The organism is Paraperibacillus esterisolvens (genome assembly GCF_046237625.1).
Taxonomy (GTDB): domain Bacteria; phylum Bacillota; class Bacilli; order Bacillales; family DSM-1321; genus Paraperibacillus; species Paraperibacillus esterisolvens.
The window spans coordinates 3,873,793-3,890,093 of the sequence record NZ_CP143545.1; the positions used below are offsets into that span (position 1 = coordinate 3,873,793).

At 47.8% G+C, this 16,301-nt stretch carries 12 protein-coding genes and 1 pseudogene; all 13 read right to left on the reverse strand.

Annotated elements, in window-relative coordinates; genetic code table 11:
* The 13 genes and pseudogenes from V1501_RS19600 to V1501_RS19660 all read right to left on the reverse strand — a co-directional run bounded on the left by V1501_RS19600 (position 1) and on the right by V1501_RS19660 (position 16,035).
* On the reverse strand, positions 1-1,182 hold the full coding sequence (locus V1501_RS19600) for a galactokinase (protein ID WP_409290551.1): 1,182 nt from the start codon (positions 1,180-1,182) through the stop codon (positions 1-3).
* Between the two features lie 273 nt (positions 1,183-1,455).
* Positions 1,456-2,952 (reverse strand): UDP-glucose--hexose-1-phosphate uridylyltransferase, encoded by a 1,497-nt coding sequence (gene galT, locus V1501_RS19605; RefSeq protein ID WP_409290552.1) that lies wholly within the window; start codon positions 2,950-2,952, stop codon positions 1,456-1,458.
* Positions 2,953-3,182: 230 nt separating this feature from the next.
* Entirely contained in the window at positions 3,183-4,256 is a 1,074-nt protein-coding gene (locus V1501_RS19610; RefSeq protein WP_409290553.1) for a glycosyltransferase family 4 protein, read from the reverse strand.
* A 527-nt stretch (positions 4,257-4,783) separates the two neighbouring features.
* Positions 4,784-5,515: a WecB/TagA/CpsF family glycosyltransferase gene (locus V1501_RS19615; RefSeq protein ID WP_409290554.1), complete on the reverse strand. Its 732-nt coding sequence runs from the start codon at positions 5,513-5,515 to the stop codon at positions 4,784-4,786.
* A gap of 128 nt (positions 5,516-5,643) precedes the next feature.
* Positions 5,644-6,426, reverse strand: a pseudogene (tagH, locus tag V1501_RS19620) (teichoic acids export ABC transporter ATP-binding subunit TagH); the annotation flags it as partial.
* 15 nt (positions 6,427-6,441) lie between these two features.
* Positions 6,442-7,254: an ABC transporter permease gene (locus V1501_RS19625; protein WP_409290555.1), complete on the reverse strand. Its 813-nt coding sequence runs from the start codon at positions 7,252-7,254 to the stop codon at positions 6,442-6,444.
* A gap of 138 nt (positions 7,255-7,392) precedes the next feature.
* On the reverse strand, positions 7,393-8,601 hold the full coding sequence (locus V1501_RS19630) for a CDP-glycerol glycerophosphotransferase family protein (RefSeq protein WP_409290556.1): 1,209 nt from the start codon (positions 8,599-8,601) through the stop codon (positions 7,393-7,395).
* Entirely contained in the window at positions 8,585-8,983 is a 399-nt protein-coding gene (gene tagD / locus V1501_RS19635; RefSeq protein WP_409290557.1) for a glycerol-3-phosphate cytidylyltransferase, read from the reverse strand. The genes V1501_RS19630 and tagD overlap by 17 nt, the downstream gene beginning before the upstream one ends.
* Positions 8,984-9,525: 542 nt before the next feature.
* Positions 9,526-11,829: a CDP-glycerol glycerophosphotransferase family protein gene (locus V1501_RS19640; protein WP_409290558.1), complete on the reverse strand. Its 2,304-nt coding sequence runs from the start codon at positions 11,827-11,829 to the stop codon at positions 9,526-9,528.
* A gap of 46 nt (positions 11,830-11,875) precedes the next feature.
* Positions 11,876-13,075: a CDP-glycerol glycerophosphotransferase family protein gene (locus V1501_RS19645; protein ID WP_409290559.1), complete on the reverse strand. Its 1,200-nt coding sequence runs from the start codon at positions 13,073-13,075 to the stop codon at positions 11,876-11,878.
* Positions 13,072-14,262, reverse strand: a complete 1,191-nt coding sequence (locus tag V1501_RS19650; RefSeq protein ID WP_409290560.1) for a CDP-glycerol glycerophosphotransferase family protein — start codon at positions 14,260-14,262, stop codon at positions 13,072-13,074. Before V1501_RS19650 ends, V1501_RS19645 begins: the two co-directional genes overlap by 4 nt.
* A 37-nt stretch (positions 14,263-14,299) precedes the next feature.
* The gene (locus V1501_RS19655) at positions 14,300-15,325 is read right to left on the reverse strand and encodes a ribitol-5-phosphate dehydrogenase (RefSeq protein WP_409290561.1); all 1,026 of its coding nucleotides are present in this window, start codon (positions 15,323-15,325) and stop codon (positions 14,300-14,302) included.
* Positions 15,322-16,035, reverse strand: a complete 714-nt coding sequence (locus V1501_RS19660; protein ID WP_409290562.1) for a 2-C-methyl-D-erythritol 4-phosphate cytidylyltransferase — start codon at positions 16,033-16,035, stop codon at positions 15,322-15,324. The genes V1501_RS19655 and V1501_RS19660 overlap by 4 nt, the downstream gene beginning before the upstream one ends.
* Positions 16,036-16,301 lie beyond the last annotated feature (266 nt).

Here is a 16,301-nt window from a genome sequence, read left to right on the forward strand (position 1 = left end):
TTAAATGATTTCTTTCGCTCCATCCCCGATTTCACATACATAGAAGTCAGGTTTCAGGCCAGTTTTCACTGTATAGCCTTCAGACACCAGCTTCTTGAACTCCTCTACCGCATCTTCTCTCACCAGGCTCACATTGCAGCCGCCAAAGCCTGCACCAGTCATCCGTGTGCCAATGCAGCCTGGAACGGCAGATGCCTCTTCAAATAGAGTATCCAGTTCAAAGCCTGTCACTTCATACAAGTCCCTTAGTGATTCATGAGATTTTTTCATCAGCTCGCCAAAGGCAGCCAGGTCATTTTCCTGCAGCTTCCGGTTAGCCAGCAGCACGCGCTCATTTTCAGAGATCACATGCTCAGCCCTAGCCCTGATGATAGAATCCTGAATGAGATGTTTAACCATTTCCCACTGATCGACGCTGACATCGCCAAGGTTTTTAATATGCGGGAGCTCTTGCTGCAGGATCTGGAGCGCTTCCTCACACTGCGCACGGCGCTCATTATATTTTGAATCGGCAAGGCCGCGGCGCTTGTTTGTATTCGTAATAACAATCTTATGGCCTTCAATCTTCACCGGAACATATTGATATTCCAGCGTATCGCATTTCAGCATCATTGCCTGACCGGCTCGTCCCATGCCGACCGCGAATTGGTCCATAATGCCGCAGTTGACGCCGACAAAATGGTTTTCAGCTTTCTGCCCTAATTTTACCAATTCTATCATAGGAATCTCTAATCCCGCCAGCCGGCTGAACGCAAGACCCGTCACAAGCTCGATGGAAGCAGAAGAGGAAAGTCCGGCCCCATTCGGAATATTTCCGTAAAATAAGATATCAGCACCACTGTAATTTCCTGCCGCATCACCGGCAAGTGTGATCAATTCCTTCAGTACACCCTTCGGATAGCCGGCCCAGTCATCTTCCTCCCGGTACACCAGCTCCTCCGCAGCTGAAAATGATGCGGTCGTTGAGAAATTGGCGGAAGCCAGATGATACTCGCGGTCCGACCTCGGCGCAGCAGCGGCCCACGTGCCAAACGTAAGGGCTGCCGGGAACACATAGCCTCCGTTATAATCCGTATGCTCGCCAATCAAATTGACCCGGCCCGGGGCAAAAAAGATCCGCACTCCTTCACGATAACCATATTGCTTTTCAAACAACTCTGTTAATCCAGCTGCATTCATCATTATCAACCTTCTCCCGTTTTTATCTTTTTATTAGGCTGTTGTCTATTTATTCTTTTGAGTTAATGAGGTGAATATATCGTTATACCAGGTGACTTCCGCTACAGGCACGAGACTTCTGATCCAGCTGCGAACTAAGACCCCGCAGGCGAAGACGAGGAGGCTCACCGCCCGTCCCGCTCAGGCTGAGTGCCTGCAGAGTAAATCAGCCTTCTTATTCAGGCAGCCACAATACAATTGCAAAAACAGCCTATTTTACCTATCAGTTGAGCACCATCATTTCTGCAGGGAATGCAGGAAACGGATAAATGCCTGCTTTCCTGCTTCGTCGTGTTTGTATACACCGGCATGCTCAAGGACTGTCTGGAATACGGCGCCTACTTCATCCTCGATGATTTTGTTGACATTGCCTTCGGTAATATTTCCGTATTTCTGGAGAATCCGGCCTGCCCACTCCCAATGCTTGACGACGCTCTCATCCCATTCTTCAAGAGGCCGCGGAGCGGTCAGATAGCCGCCTACCAGCTCAAGCTCATCTGCAAGTCTTCCCGGCAGAACGGCAAGACCCATGACCTCGATTAAGCCGATGTTCTCTTTTTTGATATGATGCAGTTCTTGATGGGGATGAAAGATTCCGCCCGGATGCTCCTCTGAGGTCCGGTTATTGCGCAGCACCACATCCATCTCAAACAGTCCGCCTCGCCTTCTTGCAATCGGTGTTACGGTATTGTGCGGAACATCGCCGCTTGCGGCCCTCACCTCTGCCTCCGGGTCGCTGTACGTCTGCCAGCTCCTCCAGATATGCTCGGTCACTGCCTGGACTTCATCCTTCCCGCCTCGCACCCGGATGACTGACATCGGCCAATTCACGATTCCCAGCGTTACGGAAGGATAGCCCGGAAGTGTTATGCTTTCTTCTGTTTCTGCCCTTTCGATGGCAAATTCATAGCGTCCCCCCTGGAAATGGTCATGTGTCAAAATCGAGCCGCCGACAATCGGCAGGTCTGCATTTGAGCCTACAAAATAATGGGGGAACTTCTCAGTAAATTCCAGCAGGCGTGTAAATGTATCCCCTGAGATTTTCATTGGCAGATGCTCCGCCCTGAAGATGATCGAGTGTTCGTTATAGTACACATATGGAGAATACTGCAGGAACCAGTCTTCATGGTTCAGCCCAACCGGGATGATTCTGTGCGTCGCCCTTGCGGCATTCCGGATATTTCCGCGGTAGCCTTCATTCTCCCGGCATAGCGCACATTTTGGATACGAACTTTGGGGCGCATTTTTCAACAGTGCGATTTCCTTCGGGTCCTTTTCCGGCTTGGAGAGATTGATGGTTATATCGATTTCCCCATACGGCGTCTCCGTTTTCCACTGTTTGTTCTTCGCCACCCGGTCCTGCCGGATGTAATTGGAACTCAGGGACATTTGATAATACCGGTTCGTCGCTGCCTCCGGACTTAAACTGTAATCGCTCTCAAATTGCCGCACTACTTCTGATGGACGGGGCATCAGGCAATCCATGATCTCTGTGTCTAATATATCTCGTTCAGTCACCGTGTCTGTTTTTAAAATCCCCTGTTTCTGTGCAAAGTCGAGCATCCCTTCAAGTATCTCATGAATCGGAAGCTCCCTTCCTTCTGAAGGCTTCCATTCCTCGAGCCCAAATAGGGACAGCAGGCGGTTCCGTGCATACACCTCATCTGGCTCTTCAAGCAGATTCAGGCGGATTCCGTAATCCAATAAACTCTGTATGAACTGATAGATTGTCATTTGGATTCACCTCTATATTTCGTTTTATTGTAACTTAATTAAATTAATTAATTATCTTTCTTTAATAATAGAGGTTTCTGGATGGAATTTCAATCTTTTTATAGCAGGCAGAAACAGAATAGAGAAAAAGGCCCTTACCGTCTTGATGAAATAAGGCTTTTGCAATGGTCCTGCCCAGTCTCCCCGCTCCACACCAAAAAAGCCCCGGCCAGGATGGCCGGGGCTTTGATTTATGGTCTGTCTTTCGCGTTCACTTTGGAGTTCAGCATTTTCAGGAGCGGCCGGTAATTGCCGCCGACGAGCCCTATTTTTTCTACAAAGATCTCGATAGCTACAACGAGTATGGTGATGAACAGCATGGCACCCCATACAGTGGACATTGAGAAGATGAATGCTGCCAGGCCGAATGATGCGGCCAGCGCGTAAATCAGGAGAACGGTCTGTTTATGTGTAAAGCCGATCCGCAGCAAGCAATGATGCAGATGGGATTTATCAGGCGCCGCAAGCGGCTGCTTGTTCACGATTCTTCTAATGATGGCGAAGAAAGTGTCGGATATTGGTACACCGAGGATGATGATCGGCACTACCAAAGAGATGAAGGTTACATTCTTAAAGCCCATCAGGGACAGCACCGAGATGATGTATCCCAGGAACAATGCCCCGGTATCTCCCATGAACACCTTTGCCGGGAAGAAGTTATATTTAAGGAAGCCTAATGTGCCGCCAGTAATAATCAATGCCGTGATGGCAACGAACATGTCGCCCTTGATCATCGCCATGCCGGAGATGCTGAGCAGGGCAAAGGTGGAAACACCGGCGGAAAGCCCGTCAAGTCCGTCAATAAGGTTAATGGCGTTGGTGATCCCGACGATCCAGATGATGGTGATCGGAATGCTGAACATCCCAAAGTCCAGCTGCCCGCCGAACGGCAGGTTGATGTATTCAACCTGAATACCGCCCCAGTATACAACAATCAGGGCTGCGGCAATCTGCCCGATCAGCTTGGTCCTGGCCTTCATTTCGTGGATATCATCCAGGAAGCCAAAGAGCACAATGACGAAGGCTCCTACTAAAATGGCCGTCACATTATAATCATAGCCGTACGGTATATCAGGGTTCACGATCAGCATAACGGCGATAAAGCTGATGAAAATCGCAAGCCCCCCTGCCGAAGGCATGATTTTCGTGTGGACCTTGCGGCTATTAGGTTTGTCTGCCGCCCCCACTTTCAGCGCAAACCTGATGACTAATGGAGTAATAAGCAGCGATATAATTAAAGCGAGAGAGAAAGCTAACAGCAGCAAGTAATCCACCTCTTTTCCTTTTCCAGTTTAAATGTATTTAAACAATTACCCATTTTTTGAAATCTGTAACTTATTTGCATAATCTGGTCTTAATTCCCATTCTTCTTTGTGTCCTTAACTATACATTATAAAGTGTTTCTACAAATTTCTCCACGAAAATTTTACAAAGACGATTATTTTGATGAGTTTTTCCTAACCCTGTCATATGTGCGTCATTTTTGTTATAGAAAACAGTCCAAATGACCCGGTAAAGCCGGCTTGCTAAATGGCTGAAGCTGTCAGTTTTACCTTTCCCGGGAGGCGGGGTATTATCCTTTGTGTGCCGGGGGGCAATTGGGAATCCACGGAATGAACTCGGTCAGTATGAGAAACATGTTAATGGACGGCGGATATGCAGCTTATGAAGGACTTTTCACAGGCCTGGCAGCTCCTAAATGTCCTTCATTCACCTAGTAGTGGAATCACGTCCACCAATCCTTGTCGCATTAATTCCTTTAATGATAGACGATGTTTTCCCTTTAAAGGTTTCACATTTTCCTGCTTTTTGCCACCCGCACCAGAAACCTTGGGATGGCGAGCATCCTTCTCCACCTGGATGGCTGTTCGAGCAGGCGGTACAGCCACTCGGCATGGTACTTTTTCCATAGCGGCGGGGCACCCTTCAGTTCGCCGCCCAGTATGTCAAAGCAGCCTCCCACTCCCATGAACAAGCCTTTTTTAAACTTGCCCTGATGCAGGGCGATCCACTTCTCCTGACGCGGGGCACCGGTCGCCACAAAGATGAGGTCCGGCTCGAGGCTTGCGATTTCGGAAGCAAGAGCATCCTTCTCCACATCAAAAAAGCCGTGATGCCAGCCTGCCAGAATCAATCCCGGATATTCCGTTTTCACCTTTTCTGCCGCTCTCTTCACCACATGTTCCTGGGCACCGAGCATATAGACCTTGAGTCCGTTGGCATCAGCAAGTGTAAATAAGTCGAGCATTGTCTCAAAGCCGGTGATCCGCTCCTGCAGCGGCTGCTTCAGCATTCTGGAAGCTACGATGATTCCTATGCCATCCGGCACGATGTAATCGGCATGATTAATATTTATTCTGTATTCGGGATCATGGACGGCAAGCTCAACAATTTCAGGATTGGCCGTCACGATGAAGGTCTTTTCTCCGTTCATGATTCTTGGTTTCAGTCTTTTATTGATAAAGTCCACTCTCGTTCCGCCTGTAAAGGGGATGCCGAGTATTTCAACTTGCTGATTCTCCATGGTTTTCAGTCCTTCGACACGGTTTTATCCTGTCAATTATAGTATGCCTTCCTTAACAATCCCTTAATGCAAAAAGGGGCCTCCATAGGAAGCACCCTGATTTATGATTGAACCGCTTCTATTCTCTGGCTCTGCTTCTGGATGGCATCCTCGCGGAATTTCTTCTGTTCGGCAGGTGTCATGGCTTTATAGCGCTTGAGGAATTCCTCATATTGCGGTACCACTTCCTCTGTTGTTCCGAATGCTTTGATTTCTCCGTATTCCAGCCAAAGTACCTTCGTGCAGAAGGTTTTGATCTGGTGGATGGCATGGCTGACAAAGAAAATGGTCTTTCCTTCATCGCGGAAGCTGAACATTTTGCTCTTGCTCTTTTCAGCAAAAGCCTGGTCCCCAACAGACAGAGCCTCGTCAATCACAAGGATATCGGGGTCAACCGTCACGGAAATGGCAAAGCCAAGGCGGGATTTCATACCGCTCGAGTATTTTTTCACCGGCTGATCGATGAACTTGCCGATATCGGCAAATTCGATGATTTCCGGCTCAAGCTTCTCGATTTCCTTTTTGCTGAAGCCGAGCATCAAGCATTTGAGCTCGATGTTCTCACGGCCTGTCAGGTTATTGTTCAGGCCGGAAGCAATGGCAATCAGGGAGGTCTGCCCCACTGTTTCTATGTTCCCGCTTGTCGGGGGCATGACGCCGGAAATGATGTTGGACAGAGTCGATTTTCCTGAGCCGTTCACGCCGACAAGGCCGATGACATCCCCTTTTTGGGCGGTGAAGCTGATGTTTTGCAGCGCATAGAAGTCCTCACCGTAGCCGCTCGGAAGCAGGATGTCGAGCAGCTTCTCTGTTGCCTTGCTGTGCATTTTATATTTTTTATATACATTTTCTACTTTAACTGTTGTTGTCATAAGTTCACTTCCATTTTATAGATAATCAACAAAATGGTTTCTGAATTTCACATGAAGTGCCGAACCGATAGCTAGCAGCACAAGTGTGATTACCCAGAAATAACCGGTGTACTGCAGATGCTCAAGAAAATACCAGCCTTGTCCAAGCATGGCTGAGCGATAGCCTTCGACAATGTAGTAAAAAGGATTAAGTTCCAAGAGATAATTATACTTGAAGTCATACGGCGCCCATAAAAGCGGCGTCAGATATAACAGAACACGGATGATGGACTGAACCACCATCTGTACATCCCTCACGATTGTGGCAAGTGTGGATGTGATTAATGAAAGGGCCACTAAAAAGACAAGCAGCGCAAACATATAATAAGGCAGTGATAGGAAATAGACAGTAAACTTAAATTCCGTAAACTGCAGAATCACCGTGATCACGCCAACCAGCATCAAATGCTGATAAAACTTGCTCATTATGACATAACTTGGGATGACGCTCATTGGAAAGCTCATTTTAGATATAAAATTGATCCGGGTATAAATCGACTTCGATGCTTCGAGGACGGCCGGATTGATGAAAAACCAGACAACAATCCCGGAAATGAGCCAGTAAATGAATGGCACTCCCTGGACCAAGTCGTTTCCTGGCCGCGCCTTGTGGATTCCCAATCCAAAAACAAACCAGTAAATGGCAATCTGGATCATCGGGTTGATGATCTCCCAGAGCATCCCGAGGTAATGGTTGCTGTTCGCACTTTTCAGTTCAAACATAGAAAGCCTGCGAATTAAATAAAAACAGCTGATCTGTTCCTTAATTACTTTAAACATTGAAATCATGTTGTACCTTCCCGCACATAGATTACATCAGGCGCACCGCATGGCGCGCTGACACTAAATAATAGCTCCGGACTCTGCTTAGTCCGGGCAAGCACCACCATTTATTATAGTACACATTAATTCTGTCATCAAATTCTTCTACATAACGCCTCTCTGCCGTTCGGCAGCTGCGCCCTTTTCAAGATAATCGATGAGTTTGCTGCTGGATTTCCCGGTGGAATATTTATTCCATTTTCTTGAAAAGCTCCTGACAGCCTCCAGGTCAAACTGCGCTCTCTTAATGACTTCCGCAAGCTCCCTTGTATCGGAAACAACAGGCCCGGGAACCATAGTCTCATACTCCTCCCACAGACCTCTGTCACGTGTATATTCCTCCAGATCGTAAGCAAAGAAGAGCATCGGCTTTTGGAGCAGCGAATACTCGTACGGAATGGAAGAATAATCGGAAATGAGGATGTCAGTGACCAGGAGAAGTTCATTGATATGCTTTCCGGAAGATGTGAAATCATAGACAAAGCCGGGATATTCTCTTTCATAGTCGACTGTCTTTTGGACAGCGGGATGAAGCTTGAGCAAAAGCACATACTCCTGGCCCAGCTCCCGCTTCATTAGTTCGATATCGAGCATCAGCTTGAACTCGTCAAGCTCATTGTCACGGTAGGTCGGTGCATACAGAATCGTTTTTTTGCCCTGAATATCCTTATATTCTGCTTTAAAATCAGCAATGATTCCATCCTTCAGGCTTTCATCAAAAAAGAAGTCCGTTCTTGGGATCCCGGTTCTCAGGAAATTCTCCTGGGGAAGGCCGAATGCCTCCGTAAAAATACGGACCATTGCATCCGAGCCGACAACAACCCGGTCGAATTTTTTATAGACACCTAAAAAACGCTGGTTTGCACGTCTGCTCCTGTTCTTGATGGATTCATCGTGAAGCCCGAACTTCTTGATGGCCCCCGCAGCATGCCACAGCTGGATCACTTCGGTGCCCGGCTTCAGGATAGCTGCAGCCAGGATTCCGTAGTAGTTGTCCACAATCACATGCCGGGCTGTTGCCAGATGATAAACCGACTGAAACAGCGCCTTAGGGCTCCTCGACTCAAACGGCACAACCGTTTCGCTGCCATAATCGGCCCGAAACACGTCAAAAGCGCGTCCTTTGCATAAGAATACCGCTTCCTGCTCAGGAGTGCGCTTTTTCAATTGTTCATACACATACCTTGTATTGTCCCCAAATGAAACCATGAAGACTGTTTTGTTTTTTTGTGGAAGGATTCTGCACAGAATGAATATCATTTTGACCATGGATAGATACAGCGTGATGGCAATTTCCCTAACCATTGTGGACATAATGCAGATCACTCTTTATTTTTGACGTGGATACACCTACTGTGCGGGGCAGATAAACGACCTCACAGTACTCCTTCAGGAAGTCAAAATGCCCTTTCCAGTCATCACCCATCACAAAGATATCTATTTTATGGTCAAGCACATCCTGGATTTTTTGATCCCAGGTCGCCTCAGGTATCACTTCATCCACCATGCGCAGATTCTCCAGAATCAGTTTCCGGTTCTCATAGCTGTGATAGGCATCCTTGCCTTTTCCAGCATTGAATTCATCTGTTGAAACCGCCACAACCAGATAGTCGCCAAGCGCTTTGGCGCGGTTCAGCAGATTAATATGCCCCGGGTGGAGCAGATCGAACGTTCCGTAAGTCAGTACCTTCTTCATCGTTTCTCAACTCCTCGCTGTAATGTACTTTTTATCTAACAATCTATTTTTTCTAACATGGTCAAAAAGGCTGACTTTGCTCCAGGCACTCGCGGACCTTAGGGGCGGGCGGTGAGCCTCCTCGTCTTCGCCTGCGGGGTCTCACCTGTCCCGCATATCCCGCAAGGAGTCTCGCGCCTTCCGCTCCAATCAACCTTGTTTAATCATAAAGTCACCTTACAGACATTTATAAAAAACCACTCTGTGTTAATAAATCATTCTATTAAATTAGTAATGTTATGGTTATAGTCATTCAACACATTATATATCCAAAGGGTGATTAATTCAAACCCTAAAAGCTTCCTGTCATGGGGGACACTGGCTCTGGCTGGAGAGCCATTTTCAGGGCCTTATCTACCGTCCCGTCCCTCTTTCCCGCAAAAAGGGAAATGGGCGTACACACCCATTCCCCTTTTCAGCAAGGGCTGTTCTGGAATTGAACAAGCTTTCGTTTCAGTATATTAGACGGAGCGGGTCCGGATTAAGTTACACTTTTTCCGGAATTATTTTTCGATCAGTGTCTGGACGAAACGTTTGGCTGAGTTTCCGTCCTGATGGTCGAAGAATTTATCCTTGAATGCCTTGATCTGATCCATGTCAAAATGGCCTCCGCGGACTGCCTCAATGATGCCGTCTGTAGTGGTGACGATCGGTCCGGGCACAAAGCTTTCATAGTCATAGTAGAAGCCCCGGTCCTGGAGATAGTCTTCCAGGTCATAGGCGTAAAAGATCATCGGGCGCTCTAGCAGGGCATATTCGAATACAAGGGACGAATAATCCGAAATCAGGACATCTGTAATAGAAAGAACATTGCTGATGTCGTTGGCACTCATATCCATGACGAAATCGCGTGCTTCTTCCGGGATATCGAGCTTTTTGGTGACGGATGGATGGAGCTTCAGCACCAATACATATTCATCACCAAGTTCTTTGACCATCTGTACAAGGTCGAGCTTGATTTTAAAGCTCGAGCGCTTGCCCGGACCGCCGCGGAATGTCGGCGCATAGGTGATGACTTTTTTATCAATCAGCTTTGGGTATGTGCCGTAATAAGTTTCACGTACATGACCGACCGCATCCTGATTAAAGAAGAAATCGGTCCTTGGCAGCCCCAGCGGATAGATATCCTTTTCGGGCAGACCGAACGCTTCGGCATAATGCGGGACAATTTCCTGGCTGGTTACGACAGCCTTTGTGTAAAAGCTGTGAGCCTGGTTTTCGAATTCCCTCGTATTACTCTCAAGATATCCTACTGCGCTGTGGCCGAACTTCTTGAAGGCCCCGGCAGCATGCCAGGTCTGGATGACATCCGTTCCCTTCCGCACGCCAAGCTTGTACAGCGGGCGGTAATAATCATCAAGAAGGACGTATCTGGATGTGGCAATATCGAAATACAATTTGCAGAACTCGGTGAAAGAACGCTTCTTTTTAAAATAGCCCTTTATTTCATAATCCGGGCGTTCGATTGCCAGTTCTTCATATATATATTTGAAGCTGTCCCCCAGCTTATTGAACTTATTGGTGGCAAAAGTAATTTTCTTCTTTACTGGCAGCAGTTTCGCCAGCGGGTAAACGATCCTGCGGGCAGCGGCTGTCTTGACCATCCGCTTGGTGTCCTTGATTTTCATGCGCCGTGCATGGGCAGAGAGCGGGCCGCTGCTGTTTCTTCGCGCCGCTTTCCTGGCAGCCTTGAAGGATGCGCCTTTCTTGGAACTCTCATGCATTTGAATCGCCCCGGGATTAATGACCTGGAACAGATAGCGGATGACCTTCAGATGGGCCTTCCTCCCCCTCGGCCTGAGCATTGTATAGCGGTCCGCCACTTCAATAGTAAGAACACGGTGCAGAAGCGGCAGTTCATTGATCAGCCGGAGTGGCAAAGAACGCAGCCATTCCAGGACAAGGGAGAAGCTTTTTTGCTGCTGCTCTTCATTCTTAGCAGCAAGTGCGCTCCGGAGGGCCGGCCAGATATCATGGGAGATGATCCGATGATAGTAGCTTCTCCGCAGGAAAAAGCCTGAAGATTTATTCGGTACAAGATCTGTCCACAGCTGATCGGAGAGCTTAAGGCTTTTAAAGATGTCAGTCAGAACCTTGACAGAATCCACATTCACCATCTGGCTCAGGGATGTGTTGGTGTCCGTTTCACGGGCACGGTAGTTGTAGATGATTTTGTCGACGGTAAACATCTTCTTCGCCCGCAGATATGCCTCGATGACAAACGGCTGATCCTCTGTTACATGAATTCCTCTAGGGAAGCGGATCGTGTCGATCAGGCTGCGTCTATACAGCTTATTGCATGGTCCGAGTGAATAGAGAAGCTCAGGATTGCGGACAAGATTCTTTGCCCCGGGACGGTACACGCCATTGTGAAGATGGCTCAGTATGTACCAGGTTTCCTTGCTGTTAAAGCTCAGGGATGTTCCGGTAACGATATCTGCCTGCTCATCGATGGCTGCACCATACATGGTTTCCAGTGCATCGAGCGGCAGGGTGTCATCTGAGTCGACAAAGCTGACGAACTCCCCGCGGGCGGCGTCCAGTCCATTGTTCCTGGCAGCTCCCGGGCCGGAATTCTCCTGTTTCATGAAGACGATGTTCCCGTGTTTTGCTGCATAATCCCTGATGATATCAGGGCTGCTGTCACTGGAACCATCGTCAACGAGAATGATTTCAATTCCCTGAAGAGTCTGGTTCAATAGGGAATTCAGCGTTTCTTCTATATATTCCTCTACATTATAAACAGGGATGATGACGCTGACTTTAATATTTTCTAGGTATGGCTTAGTAATGATTTGAAGCTGCATGTTGACTAACTCCTCTATCCATAGGAAATGTCCGTTTCAACGTTACCTAAGTTTTTTTACGCACGGGCAATCTTTTATCCAGGATCAGCTCTGCCACACGGCGGCTGGACTGCCCATCCATATGGTCAAAGAAATGCTTTATAAACGAATCCACTCGATCCATCCTGAACTGCCCATTCTGGATTGTGGAAATCAATTCCCCGGTAGTCCGGACAAGCGGACCCGGAATGAATTCATAGTAGTTGTAGTAAAAGTCACGATGTTCAATATATTCTTCCACATCAGGTGCAAAAAACAGCATGGGCTTGTCCAGCAGGGCAAATTCGAAACAGACGGATGAATAGTCCGTAATCAAGATATCTGCCGCAAACAGCAGATCATTGATTTCCCGGTAAGAGGTAAAATCATGGAAAAATCCTTCATACTCCTCGGGGATTTCCCAAAAATCCTTAACAAACGGATGCATCTTGAACAGGAATACATAATCATCTTTCAGTTCATTATATAAGGAATCAATGTTCAAAACCTCTGTCGGATAAAAGGCTGTCTGCTGTCCGTTCCCGCGGAAGGTCGGCGCAAACAGGATCACCTTTTTATCCCGGAGATAAGGGAATTCACGGTGGAGGCGATCCACCACCTGCTCTTTATACGACTCATTGAAGAAGATATCTGTCCTTGGAATTCCGGTTGCAACTACGCGGTCCAGAGGGATTCCGAATCCTTCTGCATAATGCTCTGCCACTTCCTGCGAGCTTACTATAGCCTTCGTATAGTTACGGTGATTTTTTGACTCAAGACTTGGGCCGCCCGGCTTTCCCGCGCGGCTGTACCCAAATGTCTTGAATGCGCCGACAGCGTGCCAGAGCTGGATCAGCTCGGCTCCCTTACGTATTTTAAGTGGATAGACCATCGGATAGAAGTCATCCAGGAGGATGTTCTTCGCGGTCGCCAGATGGTAGGCAAGGGAGATGATCTCCCCCGCGCTTTTTTTTACGCCTGTCCCATTTTTGAACAGGAAATAATAGCTCAGCCCGGGATCCTGCTTTTTAAGCTCTTCAAGTACAAATTCGAAGTTCCCGCCGATTGTAAGCCGGCTGTCGGAGGCAAATACTACCTTCTTTTCATCAATCGGCAGCCTGCAGAATAACTTATACAGCAGCCTGAATACTTTCGTCGACAGCAGTTTGTATGGGAGGTTTCCCCTGTTCCTGAGCAGTACGGATAAAATTTTTTTCGATCTATTCATGATGTGCTCCCAATTTTTGTATGCTTTTCATTATCTCTAAAAAGGTGGTCAATGATGCGTTCACTGGCCCGTCCGTCCCGATAATCAAAGAATCGGTTCCGGAATTCGGTGATTTTTGCTATATCAAAGTTTTCTTCGAGAATCCAGTCGATAAGCGGGCCTTCTCCTGTGAACAGCGGTCCCGGTATGAAAGATTCATAAGGATAATAAAAATCTCTTTCTGCTGTATATTCTTCCACATCGGAGGAAATAAATGCAATCGGCCTCTGAAGGAGGCTGTAATCAAAGATGACGGAGGAATAATCCGTAAGCAGAATATCTGAAACAAGCATTAGTTCGTTAATATCAAAGCCCTTTTTAATATGGTAAAGAAACCCTTCGGCCCCAAGATGGACATTCTCATCCATATAAGGATGAAGATGGACAAGCAGGGCGTATTCTGGTCCCAGCTCATCTTTCATCCTCTCAAAGTCCATAGGGAAATGAAAGGCCTCCTGATAATGGCTTTTTCCCCTGAAGGTTGGTGCGTAGAGGATCAGCCTTCTCCCTGCAAGCTCCGGGAAGGCCTGAAAGAACCGCTCCCTGACAGAGGCGGCGGCTTCCTCCTGGAAAAAGTAGTCTGTCCTCGGAACACCGAGCGGAAGGATCCGCTCACTCTCCATGCCAAAAGCCTCCGCATAATAAGGGATGATGCCGGAGGCACTTGCAAAGGCCCTGGCATAATTCGAATGAACCTTGATGACTTCTAAATAGTCCCGGCTCGGTCCGAACGGGGTCCCCACGGTGCTCAGGCCGAATTTCTTGAAGGCGCCCGCTGCATGCCAGAGCTGGATAACCTCGGCACCCTCTCTCGGCTTTATGGCGTACACAGGAAAATAATAATCATCAATGATGAAATACCTGGAGGTCGCAAGGTGATAGCAGGCCTTCACCATATGAAACAGATAATCCAGCTTGCCGAGTTTGGAGCTGCGGAACTTTTTGAACAGGAAATGCGTGTTAATGTCCCGATGTCTTTTTACAAGCTCCTGATGGATATAAAATAAGTTACCATTCAGCTCTTCAGATCGGTAGGAGGCAAAGGTAACCTTTTTATTGTTCACTTTAAAGAAAAGGCTGAACATGCGGTAAAGCGAGCTGATCAGAAGCTTAGTCAGCCTTGCAGGCAGTAATCTGAGTTTGTTCATGCTGTGCCTTCCTTCTTTCGCATGCTGAGCCATGTAATTATATTTTCCACTCCATGATCGTCTTGCCCCATGATGTGGCAAGATCCTTTTCAAATGCATCTATAATATCCTGGATGGTTTTCACTTCATTCACGCTTCCAACCAGGGTGGAGAAGTATTCCACGATTTCCGGATGTTCTTTCATGAATTCAACCGTGTTAACAAAGTCCTGCCTGCCGCTCCGGCTGCTGCCGATCATGGTCAGGCCCTTTTCAAGGATCATCCTTGTATTCACTTCAACCGGATATTCAGATACCCCAAGTATGGCAATTGAGCCTTCCGGATGGATATGATCGATGATCTGGTCGATGGCCGTCTGGCTTCCGATGCCGCCGACACATTCAAAGGCATGGTCAATCCGCAGATCCTCAGGGATTTCATCAATCTGGTATGCTTCATCCACAAAAGAGAAGTGATCCAGCTTGTAGCCGGTTTTGCCGAAGATGACCACCCGGCTGTCTTTATAGCGCTTTTTCAATATCAGGGACACGATATAGCCGAGGTTTCCGTCGCCCCATACCCCGAAGGTCGCACGGCGCGGATGGGCCTTTGCCTCAAAACGGATGAGCGCGTGCATGCCGATCGTGATGAGCTCGGTGAATGCCGCCACATGCGGATCCAGATCCTCGGGCAGCTCGACAAGGCGGTCGCGTGCCATGAAGACATAATCCTGCATGAATCCGTCAAATCCGCTTGAGCGGAATTTGCTTGTGCGCAGATAATTTTCTGCAATATATTCGTCTTCCTCGACCGGGGTGTTCGGCACCATCACAACTAGCGTGCCGGGCTTGAATTCGCCCTTCCGGTCATAGACAACCTTGCCGATCCCTTCGTGAATGAGCGCCATCGGCAGCTTTTTAGCCAGGGCCTCTTTGCCGCGGGAGCCGGTATAGTACCGCATATCCGCATTACAGATGGACAGGTGGGTCGGGCGAATGACCACATAATCCGACTGCAGGGATGCATCCTTATAGGTGACCTCGAATTGGCGCGGGGAGACTAGGCGATAGACCTGGTTAATCATTTCGCAATCCTCTCCTGGATGATTGCGTTCGCGACCTTGAGATCATAAGGAGTAGTTACTTTTATATTGAATACTTCGCCCTGTACCAGCTTTACTTTTTCACCCTTGATCAGGCAGATTTTGGCGGCATCGGTAAGGATGGCCTTCTGTTCGTCAGAAAGGGAGTTATAGTGGTCAACAAGAAGCTTTATATTGAAGCTTTGCGGTGTCTGGCCCTGATACATCGTGCTGCGGACCGGAATATCCGAGATCGCTTCTCCGTCCTCTGACTGGATGATGGTATCAATGGCTTCAATCACAGTATCTACGGCTCCGAACTTGAGCGCCGCATCGATGTTTTCATCGATGATGCGATGCGTGAGGAATGGACGCACAGAGTCATGGGTGATGATGACGTCATCTTCCCCAAGGCCTGCTGTTTTCTCGATGTAGCGGATTCCGCTCATGATAGATTCATTGCGGTCCTTTCCGCCTTCCACCACTACAACACGGCTGTCATCGCCGATGTGTTTTTTAATGATGTCCTTCGTGTGGTTGATCCACTCTTTTGGCGATACAACGAGTATCTTGTCAAAACGGTCATTCAAAATGAATTTTTCAATCGTGTGAATGATGATGGGACGGTTGTTCAGCGACAGGAATTGCTTTGGCATGTTCACATTCCCCATCCTTGTCCCTTTACCGCCTGCTAATATCTCTGCATAGATCACAAGTGACAGCCCCTTTTCCAGTTAAATTCATTATCCGCACCCGATAGAAGCCGCACATCACATGCGGCCTCTTTAAGGAACGGTTTCTCGTGTATAAAAATGTAATTTCATTAGTGTTTTTTTGTATACGGATGTCGATTCATGCTATAAAACTCTTTTAAAACTATACACTGTTTCCCCATCCTTTTCAAGAAACAGCCTGTAAACGCTCCTCCCTTGTTTTCGACATTTCCCGGGAAACGGGGACAGTTCCCATTTCCCGGAAA

Bases quoted from the DNA above. Each gene is read 5' to 3' on its own strand.
- V1501_RS19600 (WP_409290551.1), bottom strand. From the start codon at position 1,182: ATGATGAATGCAGCTGGATTAACAGAGTTGTTTGAAAAGCAATATGGT.
- galT (WP_409290552.1), bottom strand. From the start codon at position 2,952: ATGACAATCTATCAGTTCATACAGAGTTTATTGGATTACGGAATCCGC.
- V1501_RS19615 (WP_409290554.1), bottom strand. From the start codon at position 5,515: ATGGAGAATCAGCAAGTTGAAATACTCGGCATCCCCTTTACAGGCGGA.
- V1501_RS19625 (WP_409290555.1), bottom strand. From the start codon at position 7,254: ATGATTTCAATGTTTAAAGTAATTAAGGAACAGATCAGCTGTTTTTAT.
- V1501_RS19630 (WP_409290556.1), bottom strand. From the start codon at position 8,601: ATGTCCACAATGGTTAGGGAAATTGCCATCACGCTGTATCTATCCATG.
- tagD (WP_409290557.1), bottom strand. From the start codon at position 8,983: ATGAAGAAGGTACTGACTTACGGAACGTTCGATCTGCTCCACCCGGGG.
- V1501_RS19640 (WP_409290558.1), bottom strand. From the start codon at position 11,829: ATGCAGCTTCAAATCATTACTAAGCCATACCTAGAAAATATTAAAGTC.
- V1501_RS19645 (WP_409290559.1), bottom strand. From the start codon at position 13,075: ATGAATAGATCGAAAAAAATTTTATCCGTACTGCTCAGGAACAGGGGA.
- V1501_RS19650 (WP_409290560.1), bottom strand. From the start codon at position 14,262: ATGAACAAACTCAGATTACTGCCTGCAAGGCTGACTAAGCTTCTGATC.
- V1501_RS19655 (WP_409290561.1), bottom strand. From the start codon at position 15,325: ATGATTAACCAGGTCTATCGCCTAGTCTCCCCGCGCCAATTCGAGGTC.